Source organism: Rhodococcus sp. SJ-2 (assembly GCF_053750035.1).
Genome location: NZ_CM132340.1, coordinates 1,089,421 through 1,107,770 on the forward strand (window position 1 = coordinate 1,089,421; position 18,350 = coordinate 1,107,770).

General features: G+C 64.3%; 16 protein-coding genes. 12 read left to right on the forward strand and 4 right to left on the reverse strand.

Translation table 11 applies throughout. The features are described 5' to 3' along the window. Nucleotides 1–605: 605 nt before the first annotated feature. Nucleotides 606–2,069, reverse strand: coding sequence for an exopolysaccharide biosynthesis polyprenyl glycosylphosphotransferase (locus ACSYG9_RS04885; RefSeq protein WP_440126072.1), 1,464 nt, complete (start codon nt 2,067–2,069; stop codon nt 606–608). A 545-nt stretch (nt 2,070–2,614) separates the two neighbouring features. Here ACSYG9_RS04885 and ACSYG9_RS04890 point away from each other — a divergent pair. After that, on the forward strand, nt 2,615–2,887 hold the full coding sequence (locus ACSYG9_RS04890) for a hypothetical protein (RefSeq protein WP_440126073.1): 273 nt from the start codon (nt 2,615–2,617) through the stop codon (nt 2,885–2,887). Between the two features lie 205 nt (nt 2,888–3,092). Here ACSYG9_RS04890 and ACSYG9_RS04895 read toward each other — a convergent pair whose 3' ends face one another. Beyond that, on the reverse strand, nt 3,093–4,082 hold the full coding sequence (locus ACSYG9_RS04895) for a bile acid:sodium symporter (protein WP_440126074.1): 990 nt from the start codon (nt 4,080–4,082) through the stop codon (nt 3,093–3,095). A gap of 83 nt (nt 4,083–4,165) precedes the next feature. Here ACSYG9_RS04895 and ACSYG9_RS04900 point away from each other — a divergent pair, with 83 nt between their 5' ends. Continuing rightward, nucleotides 4,166–5,023 (forward strand): LysR substrate-binding domain-containing protein, encoded by an 858-nt coding sequence (locus tag ACSYG9_RS04900; RefSeq protein WP_440126075.1) that lies wholly within the window; start codon nt 4,166–4,168, stop codon nt 5,021–5,023. Nucleotides 5,024–5,054: 31 nt separating this feature from the next. Here the strand turns inward: ACSYG9_RS04900 and ACSYG9_RS04905 are convergent, their stop codons facing one another. Beyond that, nucleotides 5,055–6,644, reverse strand: coding sequence for a hypothetical protein (locus tag ACSYG9_RS04905; protein ID WP_440126076.1), 1,590 nt, complete (start codon nt 6,642–6,644; stop codon nt 5,055–5,057). Nucleotides 6,645–7,003: 359 nt separating this feature from the next. On the opposite strand from ACSYG9_RS04905, the gene ACSYG9_RS04910 reads away from it, so the two are divergent. Beyond that, a complete protein-coding gene (locus tag ACSYG9_RS04910; RefSeq protein WP_440126077.1) occupies nt 7,004–8,419 on the forward strand; it encodes an MFS transporter in 1,416 nt (471 codons plus the stop codon). On the opposite strand, the gene ACSYG9_RS04915 is transcribed toward ACSYG9_RS04910, so the two are convergent. Further along, complete coding sequence (locus ACSYG9_RS04915; protein ID WP_440126078.1) at nt 8,410–10,065, reverse strand: helix-turn-helix domain-containing protein; 1,656 nt, start codon at nt 10,063–10,065, stop codon at nt 8,410–8,412. The genes ACSYG9_RS04910 and ACSYG9_RS04915 overlap by 10 nt on opposite strands. Nucleotides 10,066–10,311: 246 nt before the next feature. Here ACSYG9_RS04915 and ACSYG9_RS04920 point away from each other — a divergent pair, with 246 nt between their 5' ends. The 9 genes from ACSYG9_RS04920 to ACSYG9_RS04960 all read left to right on the forward strand — a co-directional run bounded on the left by ACSYG9_RS04920 (nt 10,312) and on the right by ACSYG9_RS04960 (nt 18,331). Further along, nucleotides 10,312–10,761 (forward strand): heme-binding protein, encoded by a 450-nt coding sequence (locus tag ACSYG9_RS04920; protein ID WP_440126079.1) that lies wholly within the window; start codon nt 10,312–10,314, stop codon nt 10,759–10,761. A gap of 185 nt (nt 10,762–10,946) precedes the next feature. Beyond that, nucleotides 10,947–11,666: a TenA family transcriptional regulator gene (locus ACSYG9_RS04925; RefSeq protein WP_440126080.1), complete on the forward strand. Its 720-nt coding sequence runs from the start codon at nt 10,947–10,949 to the stop codon at nt 11,664–11,666. Nucleotides 11,667–11,734: 68 nt separating this feature from the next. Beyond that, nucleotides 11,735–12,082 carry a Rieske 2Fe-2S domain-containing protein gene (locus ACSYG9_RS04930; protein ID WP_440126081.1) on the forward strand — a complete coding sequence of 116 codons (348 nt, stop codon included), beginning with the start codon at nt 11,735–11,737 and terminating at the stop codon, nt 12,080–12,082. Continuing rightward, entirely contained in the window at nt 12,079–13,305 is a 1,227-nt protein-coding gene (locus ACSYG9_RS04935) for an FAD-dependent oxidoreductase (RefSeq protein WP_440126082.1), read from the forward strand. The genes ACSYG9_RS04930 and ACSYG9_RS04935 overlap by 4 nt, the downstream gene beginning before the upstream one ends. Beyond that, the gene (locus ACSYG9_RS04940) at nt 13,302–14,738 is read left to right on the forward strand and encodes an aldehyde dehydrogenase family protein (protein WP_440126083.1); all 1,437 of its coding nucleotides are present in this window, start codon (nt 13,302–13,304) and stop codon (nt 14,736–14,738) included. The genes ACSYG9_RS04935 and ACSYG9_RS04940 overlap by 4 nt, the downstream gene beginning before the upstream one ends. A gap of 39 nt (nt 14,739–14,777) precedes the next feature. Further along, nucleotides 14,778–15,134 (forward strand): Rieske 2Fe-2S domain-containing protein, encoded by a 357-nt coding sequence (locus tag ACSYG9_RS04945; RefSeq protein ID WP_440126084.1) that lies wholly within the window; start codon nt 14,778–14,780, stop codon nt 15,132–15,134. Next, the gene (locus tag ACSYG9_RS04950; protein WP_440126085.1) at nt 15,131–16,723 is read left to right on the forward strand and encodes a gamma-glutamyltransferase; all 1,593 of its coding nucleotides are present in this window, start codon (nt 15,131–15,133) and stop codon (nt 16,721–16,723) included. The genes ACSYG9_RS04945 and ACSYG9_RS04950 overlap by 4 nt, the downstream gene beginning before the upstream one ends. Then, nucleotides 16,713–17,147, forward strand: a complete 435-nt coding sequence (locus ACSYG9_RS04955) for a RidA family protein (RefSeq protein WP_440126086.1) — start codon at nt 16,713–16,715, stop codon at nt 17,145–17,147. The genes ACSYG9_RS04950 and ACSYG9_RS04955 overlap by 11 nt, the downstream gene beginning before the upstream one ends. 326 nt (nt 17,148–17,473) lie before the next feature. After that, complete coding sequence (locus ACSYG9_RS04960) at nt 17,474–18,331, forward strand: helix-turn-helix domain-containing protein (RefSeq protein ID WP_440127541.1); 858 nt, start codon at nt 17,474–17,476, stop codon at nt 18,329–18,331. Nucleotides 18,332–18,350: the final 19 nt, after the last annotated feature.

Here is an 18,350-nt window from a genome sequence, read left to right on the forward strand (position 1 = left end):
GATCCAGCCGTTACAGCGTGCCTCCTCCAACGCTTCGGCGTACGACAGCGACGTCGGGACCGTTGTACCCTTCTTCGCCAAGACGAGGCGCACCCCGTCGGACGAGTATTCATGGTCGTCCAGCCACGCGCGCCAAGCAGCCGCGTCAGCGACAACCAACTGTGGCGGCGGTTCCCTGTGATTCATGGCGCGCACCGTCCCACTCATTGTGGTCAGCTCTTGACCTCTTTCTCGGCAATCATGTCGGTATTTTCCATCGACACCCAATCGAATCGTTGTGCAAGCAAAAACCCAGCCGAGCCAACGAGCTCGGCGTTTACGTTCAGTATGGTTCCAGCATCGAGGTACTCGACCAGGGATCACTACTGCGGCGCTCAAGCAGGGTCGACCAGCGACCGATCTCCCGGTACATGCGCGCCTGGGCCTTGCTGTGTGCTCCATAAACGCAGGCCGCTGAGGGTGCCGTTCGATTTGGACACCTCGCTTGCGCTCTCATTCCCTGCTGAAGCTTGCCCATGCTGCGGAGGATACGTCAGACACGCCGTCCTGACCGTGGCACCGGCCATGGAACCCGCCCGTAGCGACAGGGGCTCGCGTCGTCTTCGTCAGTAAGCGCCCTCGCGCGCGAGCACGGCCTTCACGGTCTTCCCGATGATCAGCACATCGGTCGCCATCGACCAGTTCTCCACGTACGACAGATCCAGCCGCACCGACTCGTCCCACGACAGATCCGACCGACCCGACACCTGCCACAAGCCCGTCACACCGGGACGAACCAGCAGACGACGCTTGACCCGCCCGTAGTAGTTCTCCACTTCGCGCCGCAACGGCGGACGTGGACCCACCACGCTCATCTCACCGCGCAACACGTTGATGAACTGCGGCAGTTCATCGATGCTGAACCCTCGAAGCACCCGGCCCACGCGCGTGACCCGCGGATCCTGTCGCATCTTGAACAATGGTCCGGCGCCTTCGTTCTCGGCCAGCAACGCCTCGACCATCCTGTCGGCTTCGGTCACCATCGACCGGAACTTGATCATCCCGAACGGCTCGCCGTCGAGACCGATCCGCTCAGCCCGATAGAACACCGGCCCCTTGCTGTCCAACTTGATCAACAGCGCCACCACCGCGAACACCGGCGCTAAGAGCAACAGCGCCGCCAGCGAGAACGTCAGATCGAAGATCCGCTTCCCGGAACGCTTTGCACCGTGATAGCTGGGCTTCTCGACATGGATCAGCGGAAGGCCCGCGACCGGCCGCATTTCCAACCTCGGTCCGGCCACGTCGACCACGCCCGTCGCCACCACGAGATCAGCGTCGAGCGGCTCGAGCTGCCACACCAGATCCTTGATTCCCTCGGGGCCGAGTGTCTCCGTCGCCGTCACTGCCACGGTGTCGGCATTCGACAACTCCAACGCTTCGGCCACCGAATGCTCATCGCCGAAAATCGGCACCTCCCGGCCATCGACATCGATCGTCTCGCCGAACGATCCCGAGTACGCGGGCACACACACTCCGACCACGCGGTAGCCGTCCGTGAGCTTGCCCTCGAATGTCCGGCCCAAGTGCCGCACCGCCCGTGCACCACCGACCACCAGTACAGATGTGGCATACTCCCCGCGGCTACGCTTACGCGCCACTACTTTTCGCCACATCCAGCGACTGACGAGCAGCGCCGCAAGACCGGCAGGCAATGCGATCGCGAGATACCCCCGCGCCAGCTCGAGACCGAACACCAGCGCGACGATCGCGATGAAACCGAAGAACCACAGCGTCGCCGACACGACGCGCTGATACTCGTCGTATCCCGCACCGATCACCCGCCGAGAACGAGTACGAAACGCTTTCAGAGCGGCCAACCATGCAACAGCGAACCCGACCGAAATCACGGAGTAGTTCAGCGTGCTGATCGGCTCCACCCTCAGCACGTTCTCGTGGCCGAACCGCACCGCATGTGCCAGCAATACCGCCAGCACGACGACGACACTGTCGGTCCAGAACAAGCCCCGCGCGTACGCCGACTGCCACTGCCAACGGTTCGCCGCGGCGTGCCGGCGATTCGGCAACATGCGCACCGCCGATGCTCCGCAACCATCGGCTCCCCGTTCTTGGATCACGACCACTTTCTCACCATTCTCGCGCCGGCCTCCTCGGAGACCAGCTCAGTCCTCCCCAGACATGCCCGCAGCCTTGGAGCGCAACAAACCAGTACCCACATGCCCCTCGCATGTGCGCAGTGGTGAAGCAGTGCGGTCTCCAAGGCTCACGGTTGTTCTGCGACGATTCCCGCCATTCGGATATCGCCACCCACCACATCTCACAAATGTCCTCCATCGTTACCGACGGAACGTAACCAGCGCGGATTTGCTCGCATTGGTCACTCCGAGGATGGGGCCATCGGTCCCGAACCGAATTTATCGCCCGCCCTCGTCACGCTTCACGTGGACCGAAACATAGAGTCATCGCGCATGTTTCGCGGCCCCTCCGGCTCTCGCGAGCGCGGCACCCATCTCTGCCCAGCTCGTCACCCGTATAAACCTGTTACTAAAAGATTCATCTAATAGAAGGACAAGGAATCGGTAACAACGCCCAAATCAGGCTCGATCATGTGGGCATGGTCCTCCGTTCTCGAGCTCCCAGTCAGCGGCGACGCCGACGCAACATCGCATTCTGGTCGTTCCTTGTAGCGGCCGCCGTCGCCGCGGCACTGATGTATTCGGCGATCGAGGGTCGCGAGCCACCTGTCGCGGGCACGGCGCCGGCATACGAACCGATCAAGCCGACGATTCCAGCGCTACTGCCCCCGCTGCACCCGCTTCCACTCGACGAGAGTCCCGGGCCTGCTGTGGTGCCCGCGAAACGCTCTTCCACCATTTCTACTGAGTAGCGCCCGACAGTCGGCGCGGTCCTCAGCACAGCGCGGTGCCGTCGATCCCGACTGCGCCCAAACAGGGGGCGATCGTTACGGGGCACTCCTTCCCGCGCGCTTCCAGCTTTCCGCCCAACGCGTCTATGACTTCTCGTCAACTTCACTGCGGACTCGAGCCTCGGACACACCGAGGCAACCATCCGCACTGCCCAAATGTGCGTCACTACACCTCGACCGGAATTCTGTTCTGGCGCTTCGCCAACCGCGCAGCAATCGAAGCGCATACGAGAAGCTGGAGTTGATGGAACAGCATGAGCGGAAGAACGATCAGCCCGATCGACTGGCCGGCGAACAAGACCGTTGCCATCGGCAGGCCGGTCGCCAGCGACTTGGTCGAACCGCAGAACAGAATCGTCACCCGATCCTCGAAGTCGAATCCGAGGCGTGGCGCCGTGTACCAGGTGAGAGCCAGAACGATGGCGAGGAGCACGACACACACTGCGACGAGCGCGAGCAATCGCGGTATCGAAATGCTCGACCAGATCCCCTCGTTCATGCCGCGACTGAAAGCGACGTACACCACGAGCATGATCGAACCTCGGTCCACCATCTTGAGAGGCCCGCCGTGCTCCTTGACCCACCCGCCGATCCAGCGGCGCAGCAGCTGCCCGGCAATGAACGGAACAAGCAGCATGACCACGATGTCGATCACGGCCGCCGCGCTCATATGCACACCCTGCGAGGTCATCAATACCGCGACGAGGAGCGGCGTGAGAAAGATTCCGAGCAGACTCGACGCCGAAGAGCTCACGATTGCGCCGGGGATGTTTCCGCGAGCCACGGACACCAGAGCGATCGACGACTGCACCGTTGACGGCAGGACACAGAGATACAGAAGTCCGAGGTAGAGCGGGTCGTTGAGGAACCAGGGCACGAGCACCTTCGCGGCGATACCCAGCAACGGGAAGACGATGAACGTGGTGACGAGGATGGTCGCGTGCAGACGCCAATGCTTGAGACCGTCCAACGCCTCGCTTGTCGACAGTTTCGCGCCGTAGAGAAAGAACAACAGTCCGATCGCGATCTTCGACGCCCATCCGAACCCGGTCAGGACGGCGCCGTCTGCGGGCAGGAGCGCGGCAATGCCGACAGTCACGAGAATGCCGATCAGAAAGGGGTCCAGTCGATTCAGCAGGGGGATCTTGGTGAGCATGGTTCGACATTAAGCGAGCCATGCTCATTCAAGAAGACGATCGCCGTGGTTACTGCTATCACGAAACGTGATTGAATACGGGGGTGTTCGATCCCATCCATTTGCGCAGCTTCCTCGCGGTCGAGCGCGATCGCAGTTTCAGCTTCGCCGCCCGGCGACTCGGTCTGCGGCAATCGACGGTCAGCCAGCACATCGCCAAGCTCGAGCAGGCGATCGGTCGCCGGCTCTTCATACGCGACACGCACTCGGTGGAGCTGACCGCAGACGGCAGCGTGATGGTCGGATTCGCCCAGGAGATCCTGGACCGGCACGAGACCGCACGACGATACTTCGCGGAATCGGAAGTCAGTGGCAGGCTCCGGTTCGGGGCCTCGGAGGACCTCGTCCTGCACGAGTTGCCTCTGATCCTCGCCGAATTCCGGCGTAGTCACCCGCGGATCGATTTCGAGCTCACCGTCGCCCTGAGCGAGGAACTCCATCGGAAATTGGACGACGGCGAGCTCGATCTGATGTTCGGCAAACGCCGTCCGGGCGATCGCCACGGCGAGCTGGTTTTCCGCGATCAGCTGGAATTTCTCGCCGCCCCAGGGTTCGCGTGGGAACCGAACGGTCCCGTTCCGCTGGTCACCTATCCCCCGCCGTCCCTCACACGGGAGATCGCACTCGACACATTGCACCAAGCCGGTCTGAGCACTCGCATCACCTGCGTCGCAGACAGCCTGAACGGTCTGCGAGCAGCCGCCCTCGCCGGCCTCGGGATCGTTCTCCACGCCGGCCGGCTACCGCCGAGCGGGCTCGAGCAGGTTCGCACGGCCGGCCGTCATCTGCCGAATGCAGGCGAGCTGGAGTTCGTTCTCGCCTCCCGGAGGAGTGTGCTGAACGAACCGGAGCGGGAACTTCGGGCTGTGATCATGGCGAATGTCGACCGGCTCGGGCACTGAGCACGTGTTACCGCTGCTGGTCGTGCGGACGCTAGAACATCAACACCGCGAACACCGTCGACAGGACGAGCCCGGAGATGACGGGGATGAAACACTTCCGGGCGAGATCGAGGACGGGCACGCGAGCGAAACCGGCGACCGCAACGAGCGACGACCACGCGATGATCACTCCGCCACCTGCCCAGATGTTGCCCATCTGCCCGATGGCCGCGAGCGTCGACGGATCGACGTCGACCGCAGGACCGAGCGCACCCGACAACGCACCCGTGAGCGGAAGTCCACTGAATCCTGAACCGTCAAGCCCCGCGACCAAGCCGATGAGCAGGATCCCGAACGACGTGACGAACGCGTTCTGCGGTAGGTGTGCCTGGATCGCGGTGACGAGATCGAACAAGATCGCAGGGGCAGTCTCACCCTTGGGAGTACCGAGGATCGCGCCCGCGAAGTCGGGGTTGCCGATGAAGAAGAACCCGGCGATAGGCAGCACAACGCCCATGGCCTTGAACGCGAACACCAAGCCGTCGACGAGGTGGTCCGAAGTCGTCTCGAGGAAGCCGCCACGATCGGTAGATGCTGCGGCGGCGAACAGGACCAGTGCCGCGATACCGCCGACGATCGCAGCGGCGTCGCCGCCCTGCAGGGGTGGTACGACCTCGGTGAACTTACCCAACATCAGGTAGACAATGAACGCCAGGTAGGCCAATGGCACGAGCATCGCGAACGCTTTTGCGGTGCCGCGGCGTTCTTTCTCCGCGTCGGCGACTTCGGCGGGGAACGGGTTCGTGGCGGGGACGAGCACGGCAGTCGTCGTGACCGTCTGCGAACCTCCACCCGTCGGCCTGCCGGTCGGGTTCGTCGGCACCGGCTTCGACGTTCCGGCGCCACCGGAAAGATCATCGGACGCATCACCACGCGAGCGTGAATCGCCGATTCCCCGATCTGCTTCGGCTTCCCACTCGACGAGCAGGTCAGGCGACGGCGTGCGCCAGGTCTTCTTCTGCATGAAGTAGGTGATCAGGAGAGCGGTACCCCCGACGATGAGCGAAAGCACGAGCGCCTTGTCGGCCACCGAATCAGTGTCGACACCCGCGGCGGATGCGGAGATGCCCGGTGCGACCTTGATGATGTAGTCCGACGACAACGCCATCCCCTGGCCGCAGATCGCGATGACCATGCCCACCGACAGCGGAGACATGCCTGCCCGAATGGCGACGGGAATCAGCACCGCGCCGACCAGGGGGACGGCGGGAGTCGGCCAGAAGAACAACGAGATCACATACGTGACGGCGGCGAGAACCAGGAAGCTGCTCGTCCCGGCACGCATCACACGCCGGAACGGCGCGACCATCATCCGGTCTGCGCCGAGCTGACGCAGCGCGCCGAGCATCGCAGTGACCATCGCGATGATGAGGAAGATGTTGAAGAGTTCCTTCGCTGCCACCAGGCTCGCGTTGAAGATGGAAGACAGGCCGGTGACGATGCTGCCGGAGAACACCAATGCGGTCAGGAACGTTGCGACGATTGCGGGCACGACGATGTTCTTTCGCATCGCCATGATGACCAGAATGACCAGAATGCCGCCCAGATAGACCCAGTGGGCGGCGGTGAGTTGTACGTCCAAGGCATGTCCTCCAACAGGAGAGCGGAGCGGATCGAGGGCTGTATTCGAGGAACTTTCCGCGTTCCGTGATGCTTGGTCAACGAGAACCATGCACAGTGCCCGGAACGCTACATGTGCAATGTGTTCCACTTTTGCGATTTCGTGTCATCGGGTCGCACGAATGTGGAAGATTGCTACGAACATGTGTCGCGCGTGAGGCGTCCTGGTCATTCGACAGCCTGCTGTGCACAGTGTCCATACCAGCAGCCCAAGCATGTGCTCATTGCCCCCACGACGCTGATGCACACGCTCGGTCGACGGTGGGAAAGTGGAGCGACGGCTCGCACAGGGCCGTGCAGTTCGACTGGTTCAGGAGCTCGATGACAACATCCACCACGGTGCCTGCGGCGTCGCCGGACGCATCCGACACCGGTACCCCCCTCGCACTGTCCGCGCTCCTCGCCGGCACTCTCGTCGGAACTTTGAGTAACAACATCATCAACGTTCCTCTTGTCCAGATACTTTCGGATTTCGATGCATCGTTGGAGGACGGCGCTCTGCTTGCCGTCGCTTTTCTCCTCACCTTCGCAGCGGCAATGCCACTCGCGGGATACATCGGTGACCGCTTCGGACGCCGGCGTGTGTACTGCGCCGCCCTGCTCGGAACCGCAGTGTGCTCCGCTGGAGCGGCAACGGCACCGAGCCTCGAAGTCCTCATCGCGTGGCGAGCGCTCGGCGGTGTCGCGGCAGCAGCCTTCGCTCCGGCGGTGATGGGTCTGATCGCGTGGCTGTTCGATCCGCAGCGTCGCGCGCGTGCCGTGGGGGCCTGGGCAACCGTCAACGGGATCGGTCAGGCGATCGGCCCGTCGCTCGGCGGGTTCGTCGCGGGCGGCTGGGGCTGGCGGTGGGTGTTCGTCCCCCTCATTCCGATCGCCTTGGTCGGCTTCGCTGGAACACTGCGGTGGATCCCCGCGTTCCCTGGGCGACCCATGCGTCTCGACGTGGTCGGCGCGGCGACACTCACAGCCGGAGCTACAGGGATCATTCTGGGTCTGAGCATGTTCGGCCAAGGCGGGGTGGCGCCCGCTGCGCCTCCGGTGGTGCTCGCCGCGTCCGTGTTGCTACTCGGGTGGTTCGTCGCGCATTGCCTGCGCGTATCTGTCCCCTTCGTCGATGTGCGTCTGCTGGTCGAAACTCGCTTCGCCCGGAGCTCGGTTGCTGCGTTCACGCAGATGTTCTGTCTCGGAACGGCTTTATTGGCGGTACCGATCCGATTGACGGCGACGGGAGAGTCCACTGCGACGTCGGGCATGGTCCTCTTCGCGCTCCCGGCGGTGATGGCCGTACTCGCACCGCTGGTGGGGCGTACGACAGATCGGATCGGCGCACGACGCGTCCTGCGGTTCGGCTTGGCCGTACTGGTGGTGATGCAGGGCGCGCTCGGGGCCGTCTTGTCGAACGACGAGCCGTACCTATGGCTCGTTGCCGTCGTACTCGCTGTCAGCGGAGCGGGAATCGCCGCCGTTCAGACACCGGCTGCGGCCGGATCGACCCGCTCCCCCGCCGGCGCACACGGCACCGGACTCGGGGTCTTCAACCTCATCCGCTTCGGCGGCTCCGCCGTCGGCGCGGCATGGGTGACGATCGCGCTCTCGGCGTGGTCGATCGGGGTCGTATTCGTCGTGTGCGCTGTCGTCGCCTGCCTCGGACTCGCCGTCTCGTACCTCGGACGCGATCCCGAAGATGCCGCCGAGCTTCGCCCCACCGGAGATACCGATGCGCACTCTCAACGGTAGTTGATCTCACGATCGACAGAGGTGTGCAGGCGGTCGAGCAGCTCGAGCCTGACCGCGAGCCAGGCTGTGAACTGGTTCTCCGGTACCCGCACGTCCATCGACATTGCACGCGAGATCCGGTCGAGTTTCGAGAGCATGGTGTTGCGGTGCACGCTGAGTTCGCGTGCGGCAGCATTGACGTTCCCGCCGGCACCTAGATACGCGACGAGCGTGTCGTATAGATCGCTACCGGGCCGGAGGGAGCCGAGCACGTCGTCGACGAATCGTCGACTACGGTCCGATTCGGCGACGAGTTCGAGGACACCGTACCCACGCAGATCGTGGTACGACACCGAACCCGACATACCCATCCGCTGCCCGATCCCGAGCGCCACCCGGGCCTGCCGGTAGCTTTCCCGGATCTGGTCGGCACCCAGCGCAGGGACCCCATGCGCGACCGGGACCGGACTACCCCTACGGCGCGAAAGGTCTTGTGCCACAGCATCTGCAAACTCATCGATCTCTGCCTCGATGTCGGGAGCATCGCGATACCGGAGTGAACGCACCACAACGAGAGCGTCGCCGATCACGGTCACATACGACCGCACCGAAGGGTGCGGCAGGACACTGGCCGCGTACCGGGCCAACCGCAGCAGCCCGCTTGCTTCCTCACCACCCGGCGCCGCGGGGTTCCCGCTGTAACCGGGGGCGACGAACACCGCGAACGTCGAGGTGAGATCGATGTCGTGATGTTCGGCGCGAGCCTCCATGTCGTGCCGACTGGAGAAGCTGCCGTGCACGAGCGCTTGAACGAAATCACCGCGCGCACGTTCCTCGGCCTCGTCGACGCTGCTTTGGCGCAACATCTCGGAGCCGATGATGGCGGAAGCCTGCTCGGTGACCACCGCGTGTTGAGCGAGGTCGTGTGGTCCCGGAGCCGGGTCGGGAGCGAGGATCACCACCCATCCCTCGAATCGCCTACCGAGCCGGATGGCGCCGGCGGTGCAGGTCCAGCGCACGCCGCCCGCAGTCTCCTCCACTACGCGTGTGTCGTGGTGCTGTTGTCTGCTTGCTCCCGACGTGCCGGCAAGAGGACCCCGGAGTTTCTGTGCGATCTCGTCGACCATCTCCCGATCGATACCGTGATGGGCGACTGCCTGACCACGGGCGTCGAGGACCAGCGCAGGATGCTGCGCGAGTGACGACACTTCCTTGATCAACAGGGCCAAGCCTGCACCCCGGTGGAGCAGCCCGGCGAGCGTGGAGTGCACGAGCGCGGAGTAGCGCATGACGTGCACTTCCTGTGTCAGCGACCGTTCAGCGAGCAACCTGTTGAGCGCAGCGAATCCGACGGGAATGTCCAGTTCGATGACGGGGAGGCCCGATGGCAACGGAGCGTCCAGGGTGGGGAGCGCACCGTCGACGATGAGCGCTGCCGCGCCGCGCGCCGCCATCGCTGACACCGCATGCGTATTGGCCGCGAGCGACTCCGGCCGCGCATACACCGCGACGCCGGAGAGGTCGTCGTACCGGCCCATGACCTCGCCGATCGGCAACACCCAGGTGAGAGCACGATCGAGATGCACTCCGCCCGGTGCGACGTGCGCACCGGCCATGAGCGATTCGTCGAGCAGACCGCGGACGGTCAGGCGCGGACTCGGTTCCACAGCAACCTGCTTCCCTCGTGGACGGCGACGCTGCGCGGGAACGGAACGTCATGCACTTCCCTACATCAGATACCAGAGCTAGAAAGCCCCCGAACATGTGCACACTGCCCACGATATTCCGATAAGCGGGGTTACATTGTCCATCCCGATTGTGTCGTCGCGCTGTTAGAAATAAGCCAGGCCCGACACCACGGAGACACCGGCCGAACAAGCCGAACCATTCCCCGACTTCGAAAGCGGAGACCAATGCATCGAATTCATCGGATCGACCTCGACGACGCACTTCCACTGCTCGCCGCCGGCCGCGCCAAGGCCGAGGAACTCGGCGTCAAGCAGACCCTGTGCGTGTGCGACGAAAGCGCGAATGTCATCGCACTGCAACGACTTCCCGGGGCGCGGCTGACCGGAGTCGACATCGCGATCGCCAAGGCTTTCACAGCTGCCGGCCACGAGCGGGCCACCCACCTGTTCAACGAACCGCCCAACGGCCCCGCACTGCCCGGCAACGAAGCCTTCGGCATCAGCCACATGCTGCCCGGCAAATTCGCCGTCTTCGTCGGTGGCTTCCCGCTCGTCCACGACGGCCAGATCGTCGGCGCAGTGGGAATCAGTGGCGGAAACGGTGAACAGGACAAGGCCGTCGGCGCCGCGATGCTCGCCGAGTTCGAAGCGCTCGTCTCTGCACCCACCCACTGAACCCGTGCACATCGACCCTGACGAGCCGCTCCCTCCGTTCATTGTGACCGTGGCAGCACACCCCACCCGCACTTAAGGTCGATGACACCGAAACGAGCTGCATACAAGCCACTTTCGGACCGCACTGTCGCGGACATACCGCAAGCCCGACATCGCCCGCACGATCAACGTGAAAGGCATATCTCATGACCGAACTGCTCGGACGCGACGAGTTCCGCGCCGCACTCGAAAGCGCCATCAAGGGCCGCGAGGCCAAGAACGCATCGTTCAGCAAGGCGTGGGCCGAAGGCAAGCTCGAGAAGCACCACTTCGCCCGCTGGGCCGAGAACCACTATCACTACGTCGGCCCGTTCGCCGACTACCTCGCCAACATCTACTCCAACACCCCCGACCACTACACCGACGCCAAGGACTTCACCCTCCAGAACATGTACGAGGAGGAACTCGCCGACATCCGGCACACCGACCTCCTCATCAAGTTCGCCGAGGCATGCGGTACCACCAAGGAACGCATCGAAGACCCGAACAACATGAACGCTGTCACCCGCGGCCTTCAGGCCTGGTGCTACGCGGTCTCGCAGCGCGAGCACTTCGTGGTCGCCACCGCTGCACTCGTGGTCGGCCTCGAATCCCAGGTACCGAGTATCTACAAGAAGCAGATCATCCCGCTGCGAGAAGTGTACGGATTCACCGAGGACGAGATCGAGTTCTTCGATCTGCACATCACCTCCGATGTCGTCCACGGGGAGCGCGGCTACCAGATCGTGCTCGACTGCGCCGATACCCCTGCGCTGCAGCAGCGTTGCCTGCAGCTGGTGCGGTGGGGTGCGGAGATGCGCTTCTCGTACACGAAGGGCCTGTACGACAGCTACGTCGCGCCCGACTTGGAGCTGGCGTCGGCCTGACCCCGACGAGCGTGGGCGGGAGCCCCGAATAGGCTCCCGCCCCGCAGCACACGAGCGAAGGAGTAACAATGTCCGCCCCACAGACTTGGGTTGCTGTCGCCACCGTCAAAGAGGTGACTCGGCGCCGCAAGCTCCGCGTGGACGTAGAGGGCGTGGCGATCGCGCTTTTCCACGCGAACGACCGCATCTACGCCTTCGCCGACCTCTGCGTCCACCAGGACCGCTCCCTCGCCAAGGGCACGTTGCTGCACGGCCGCGTCATCTGCCCCGGTCACCAATGGCGGTTCGACCTCGACACCGGGTACGAAGAAGACCAGGACCTCTGCCAGCCGACGTACGCCGTGCACGTCGACGGCGACACCGTCCACATCGATCCCACACCGCGTTCCGTGTCCGGAAGGGAGTGCACATCATGACCGTCCGCACCGTGGTCACCATCGGCGCCGGCCAGGTTGCAGCCGTCGCCGCCCGCACCCTGCGCCGCCGCGGCTTCGACGGCAGGATAATCCTGCTCGGCGACGAACCTCACGCCCCCTACCAGCGCCCCCCACTGTCGAAAGAATTCCTCGCGGGACGCGAAGGGGCGGAGCCACTGTCGCTTCTGACTCCGAAGTGGCTGGACGCCAACGACATCGACATCCGCACGGGCATTACCGTCCGACGGGTCGACACCGCCTCCAGCACGATCGAATTCGACGGCGGAACACTCACCGCCGATGCCGTACTCCTCGCCACCGGAGGCCGACCGCGTCGCATTGCGGCGACGGGACCCCGCCCCGATCTCGTCCACTACCTCCGCACCCTCGACGACGCAGTGGCCCTCGCCCCGCGCCTCACACCGGGCCGAACGCTCGCCGTCGTCGGTGGCGGATTCATCGGACTCGAGATCGCTGCGACCGCCAGTTCTCTCGGTGTGAATGTCACGGTCATCGAGCAGGCAGAGAACCTACTCGGCAGCATCCTCGGAGTGCGGGCCGGGAACCACTGCGCGGATCTTCACCGCCGCAACGGCGTCGACCTACGCACCGGCACGGGCGTCGCCGCTCTCGACACCTCCGACCGAGGCGTCCGAATTACGACGACCACCGGCGATACCATCGAAGCCGACGCGGTGGTGGTCGGTATCGGAATCGTCGCCAACGTCGAAGTCGCCGCTGCGAGTGGCTTGGCCGTCGACGGTGGGATCGTAGTCGACGCCGTCGGTCGCACATCGGTGCCGAACATCTATGCCGCGGGCGACGTTGCCAGTCGACACTCACCCCGCGCGGGCCGACACATCCGCGTCGAACATTTCGACAACGCCAACCGGCAGGCGGGTGTGGTCGCCGATACGATCGTCGGACGCAACTCGCTCTCCGACGATCCTCACTGGTTCTGGTCCGATCAATACGACACAAACATTCAGTTCGTAGGAAACGCCTCCGGTGCAACACGCTTGGTTGTCCGCGGCGACATCGATACCGGCGAGTTCACCCTCTTCTATCTCTCGGACGAGGTTCTCACTGCTGCATTCGCGATGGACCGAGGCGAAGACATCATGGCCGCCCGCGAACTGGTCGGAGAGCGCGTCGACGCTGCCCTGCTCGCCGACGAGGACACCGACCTGTGGGAAATGCACGAAGAATTGGAGCAGGCATGACGATCATCGGATCGAACTTCATCGACGGCAAGTGGGTACCATCCGATTCCGGAAAAGTGTTCGAACGACGCAACCCCGCAGACAATTCCGATCTGATCGGCACCTTCCCCGCGTCGGAACACATCGATGTGCAGAACGCCGTCGATGCGCTCGACAAGGCTGCGCCCGAGTGGGCCGCGACCCCACCGGAGCGACGAGCCGCCATCCTCGACGCTGCCGCCGATCAGCTCACCGCGAATGCAGAAGCACTCGTCGAGGAGTTGATCCGGGAAGAAGGAAAGACCCGTGCCGAGGCAGCAATGGAAGTAAGCCGCACGCCGATGAACCTGCGGTTCTACGCCGGCGAGGCCCACCGGGCAACCGGCACGGTCTACCCCGGTGGTGGCTCGACCACGGTGTACACCGTGCGCGAACCCATCGGGATTGTGGGCGCGATCACGCCGTGGAACTTCCCGCTCAACATTCCGTCCCGCAAACTCGGGCCTGCTCTCGCCGCTGGAAACACGGTGCTGTTCAAACCGTCCGAGATCACGCCGCTCATGGGCCAACGCCTCGTCGAAGCCCTACTCGCCGGCGGACTACCGGCCGGCGCGATCGCCCTTGTCCAGGGTGACGGCAGCGCCGGTGCCGCGGTGGTTGGCGACGAACGTGTGGCGGCGGTGACATTCACCGGTTCCACCGAGGTCGGCAAGGCAATCCACCGGGGAATCGGTCCCGAACGCCGCGTTCAACTGGAGATGGGTGGAAAGAACCCCGTCGTCGTGCTCGCCGATGCCGATCTCGACGCCGCTGCGGCACTTATCGTCAAGGGCGCGTTCGGATTGTCGGGACAGGCATGCACCGGTACCAGCCGCGTGATCGCGGTCGACGAGATTCACGATGCGCTGCTGGGAAAGGTGATCGCACTGACCGAAGCTCTGACGGTGGGGCGCGGCTCGGACCAGGGCGTGTCCATGGGACCGCTCGCCTCCGCAGCTCAGCTCGACAAATTCCTCGAATACGTCGACATCGGTGTCGGCGCAGGGGCACGACTAGTCTGCGGTGGACCGCACAGTGACGGATTGTTCGTGCGTCCCACCATCTTCGCCGACACCGCTCCCGGCATGAGGCTGCTGACCGACGAGATTTTCGGCCCCATCCTCGCCTTCCAGCGCGCGTCCTCGTTCGATGATGCCCTCACTCTGGCGAACGACACCGCGTTCGGCCTCAGCGCATCGATAGTGACGAAGAACCTGCCGGATGCACATCGATTCATCGCGGGATCGAGGACCGGGCTGGTGAAGGTCAATCAACCCACCACCGGAATGGCCATGAATGCGCCGTTCGGCGGCTACAAGCAGTCGAGCACCCAGACGTTCAAGGAACAAGCAGGGCCGACCCTCATGCAGTTCTACCAATCCGAGAAAACCGTCTACCTGTCATCCGAAGCCTGACTGTTCGGCCGATACGGCACACCTACCTGGAGGAAGACCATGGAATTCAAGCGAGTGGCCCGTTCCGGGCAGGTAACCGAAGGGATCGTACGCCGTTTCTACGCTGAAGAGTACGAATTCGCGATCTCGCGACTCGACGGCAAGGCATACGCGACATCCAACTACTGTTCTCACCTCGACTGCTTGTTGTCATCCGGCAAGCTCGTGCAGGACGGAATCGGATGTTCTTGCCATGGGAGCGCTTTCGACCTCGAGACCGGCGAACCGATCTGCCCGCCCGCGACCGAGCCGATCAAGACCTACCCGTGCGAAGAACGCGACGGCGAGATTTTCGTCGGCATTGATCCCAGCGAACCTCCGGAAGGCCCGCGCCGACGCAGAATGAGGTCGGCATGAGCGCACGGCGCCCCGCCACGCTGGCGACCGGAGGCATGGTTGCGTCGAGTCACCCACTCGCGAGCCAAGCGGGAGCGCGAGTACTCGCCGACGGCGGCAACGCGGTCGATGCAGCACTCGCGATGGCGGCAATGACGTGGCTGACCCTGCCCGGACAATGCGGCATCGGAGGCGACGCCTTCGCGGTGGTGCGAGATCCGGATGGATCCGTATGGACCGTCAACGGCAGTGGATACGGACCGGATGGAGGCACTGCCGGCTTCTATCGGGATCGGGGACTCGACGCGATTCCACTGGACGGCGCACTCGCCGTCGCCGTACCCGGCGCCCCCGCCGCCCTCGCTGCCCTGCACTCGTGCGGGGCGAGCATGCCGTTGCCCGACCTGTGGGAGCCTGCCGCGCGCATCGCAGAACACGGACTGCCGTGCTCCGCGAAGACCCGCGCTGACATACAAACAGCACTCCACGCCATCCGGGCCGACGCCGGGCTCGCATCGGTGTACACGGCGTCCGGTGACGCTCCCCATATGGGCGACCGGCTCCCGCAAGTCGATCTGGCGCACACGATCCGCACCATCGCATCGGATCCTTCGTCGTTCTACACGGGAGTGCTTGCCGAGCGATGTGTAGCGGGGCTGCAGGAATTCGGTGCGCCGTTCAGCGGTGACGAATGGGAGGAGTGCGGGACGGTTCTCGTCGAACCTGCACTGACCGGTGTGTACGCGAAGGAGACCATACACCAGACTCCGCTGCCGACCCCTGGATGGATGGTGCTGCAACAGGCCGCGCTGTGCGATGGAGAGCTGAACGCGGGGCCGTGGCTGAGTGCTTCGGCGATCGACCGGATGTCGCGCGCCGCAGCGCTCACGTTCGAGGACCGATTGCGCTGGTGCAGTTCGGACAACGAGGGCGTCGATCGCGCACTGTCCGCCACGAACATCGCTGCGGGCCGGTCTCGCCTCGCATCTCGCGCACCTGTGGGTGCCTTCGCGGTATCGGGCGGCGACACGACGTCGCTCGTCACGGTCGACTCCGAGGGGAGAGCCGTCTCGTTCATCCACTCCCTCGCCTTCACATTCGGGGCGAAGTTCACGGTGCCGGGAACCGGCGTCGTCCTCAACAACCGTCTCGGTCGCGGGGCATACCTGATCGACGGCCACCCAAACGAGGTAGCGCCGCGACGCAAACCGTTACACACACTCAACGCGTGGATCGTCACCGGTAACGACGGCAAGCTCCGGCACGTCGGCAATACCCCGGGTGGCGATGGACAGGTCCAGTGGAACATGCAACTGCTCTCGCACCTCCTCGACCACGGACTCGACCCCCAAGAGGCTGTGGAGGCCCCACGATTCACGGCATACCCCGGATCCGACGCGAACACCCTCGGCGATGCTCCCGAGCTTCGCGTCGAGGGACGCGTGGGTGATGATGTCCTGCGAGCACTCTCGGACATGGGCCATCAGGTGCAGGCGCTCGATGCTTTCGGTGCCGAGGGCAGCGCACAGATCGTGTCGGTCGACGAGCGCGGGGTCATGAGTGGTGGGAGCGATCCACGGCAGGAAGGGGTGGTGCTCGGTGTCGAGTAGTCGTCGAGTTCCTGTACCGCAGGGCCGTTATGTCGCTGCGGTACTCGCAGGCGACACGATCCGCACCGCTGGCATGACGCCACGCCTCGATGGTGCACTCACCGTCACCGGCCGAGTGGGCGCAGAGGTCAGCGTCGAGGAAGCATTTACGGCAGCGGCACTGGCCGCGCGCAACGCACTGGTGGCGGTGCGGTCGGTGTTGCCTGCCGGTTCACGTCTTCGGCCCGCGGAGATGGTGGTGTATGTCGCGGCCGCGCCCGGGTTCACCTCGCTGTCCACGGTGGCCGACGGGGCCTCCGACGTGATCGCGGACGAACTCGGTGTCGACAACCTGCCCGCGCGCAGCGCTATCGGCGTGTACACGCTGCCGGGCGGGGCGTCGGTGGAGGTTGCGCTGACTGCTGTGGTGGTGGCCGAACAGTGAAATCACGCAGCACTCGGAACAGCATGCCCACGACGCGCTCCGAATGCACCGGCCGGTTGCGTCGTCTGGCATGCGTCGGTTCGCCTGGCGCCCTCGAGCGCACTGGCGGAATCGAACGCAACAGCGGAACATCGACAGTCGCAACGATGCCCTCCGACCGCACAGCATGGTCGACGTCAACGGTGTGAGTAAAGCGCTCCGGGCGACGGCGCCCAGGAAACTGAAGTGGCTCGAGGTCGGGTGCTGGAGGAACGCGATACCGTGGAGACGATTCGGGCGGGTCGTGCAGCCACCGAGAGTGAGGGATGATGGACTCCCGAGTGTTGATGTTCGAGGCCAGAGGCCGTAGTTCGCGGTCGGCGGCGATCGATGTGCAGTCGGTCGAGGCCGACAACCCGCGAGTCCAGACAGGCCCACACGGGCACAATGATCTTGAATTGCTTTACTTCCGCACCGGTTCGGGACCACACATGGTGATGAACCGGATGGTGCCGGTCGCGCCGGGCGATGTGGTGCTGCTTCCTCCCGGCGTGGTGCACGATTTGTCGATGGTGCAGGACGCCACCGGATGGGCAGTGGAGTTTTCTCCGACGGTGTTGGAGGGCATGACCGGACTCGGCCAGTCGTTGCAATTGTGGCGATCGAATCCACTGCTCAGCCCGTTTCTGGCAGCGGAGTCCCAGACCGACGCCGGTCTCTTCCATGTAGAGGAGGCCGACCGACCCCGTTGGGAGCGCCTCCTACAGGAGCTCGACGCTGAGTTTCGTGGCATTCGCCCCCAAAGCGATCTGGCGGTGCGGGCGTACCTGCTGTTGATACTGCTCGAGGTGGCCAGGCTGGGCGGCGATGTGGAAGACGAGTTGCGGCATCGTCAGGAGCCGCTCCTGGCCGACACATTCGGAGTGATCGAGAAACATTTCGCCCAGGAACTGTCGGCTCGGGACGTGGCCGAAGTGGTGGGGATGTCACCGGGACATCTGACCACGGTGGTCCGCGAGCGGACCGGCCGGACGATCGGCGAGTGGATCACCGAACGACGGATGGCCGAAGCCCGACTGTTGTTGTCCGGCACGGACCTGCCGGTGGAGATGATCGCTCGCCGAGTCGGGTTTCGAGATCCGGCGTACTTCAATCGTCGATTCCGGCAGGTGCACGGCGAGTCGCCGGGGGCCTGGCGCAAGTGATCTCACGACGAGATCATCA

What these genes read in the sequence shown, in the direction of transcription:
- ACSYG9_RS04885 (WP_440126072.1), bottom strand. Translation starts at nt 2,069, where the DNA reads ATGTTGCCGAATCGCCGGCACGCCGCGGCGAACCGTTGGCAGTGGCAG.
- ACSYG9_RS04890 (WP_440126073.1), top strand. Translation starts at nt 2,615, where the DNA reads ATGGTCCTCCGTTCTCGAGCTCCCAGTCAGCGGCGACGCCGACGCAAC.
- ACSYG9_RS04895 (WP_440126074.1), bottom strand. Translation starts at nt 4,082, where the DNA reads ATGCTCACCAAGATCCCCCTGCTGAATCGACTGGACCCCTTTCTGATC.
- ACSYG9_RS04910 (WP_440126077.1), top strand. Translation starts at nt 7,004, where the DNA reads ATGACAACATCCACCACGGTGCCTGCGGCGTCGCCGGACGCATCCGAC.
- ACSYG9_RS04920 (WP_440126079.1), top strand. Translation starts at nt 10,312, where the DNA reads ATGCATCGAATTCATCGGATCGACCTCGACGACGCACTTCCACTGCTC.
- ACSYG9_RS04925 (WP_440126080.1), top strand. Translation starts at nt 10,947, where the DNA reads ATGACCGAACTGCTCGGACGCGACGAGTTCCGCGCCGCACTCGAAAGC.
- ACSYG9_RS04930 (WP_440126081.1), top strand. Translation starts at nt 11,735, where the DNA reads ATGTCCGCCCCACAGACTTGGGTTGCTGTCGCCACCGTCAAAGAGGTG.
- ACSYG9_RS04935 (WP_440126082.1), top strand. Translation starts at nt 12,079, where the DNA reads ATGACCGTCCGCACCGTGGTCACCATCGGCGCCGGCCAGGTTGCAGCC.
- ACSYG9_RS04940 (WP_440126083.1), top strand. Translation starts at nt 13,302, where the DNA reads ATGACGATCATCGGATCGAACTTCATCGACGGCAAGTGGGTACCATCC.
- ACSYG9_RS04945 (WP_440126084.1), top strand. Translation starts at nt 14,778, where the DNA reads ATGGAATTCAAGCGAGTGGCCCGTTCCGGGCAGGTAACCGAAGGGATC.
- ACSYG9_RS04950 (WP_440126085.1), top strand. Translation starts at nt 15,131, where the DNA reads ATGAGCGCACGGCGCCCCGCCACGCTGGCGACCGGAGGCATGGTTGCG.
- ACSYG9_RS04960 (WP_440127541.1), top strand. Translation starts at nt 17,474, where the DNA reads ATGTTCGAGGCCAGAGGCCGTAGTTCGCGGTCGGCGGCGATCGATGTG.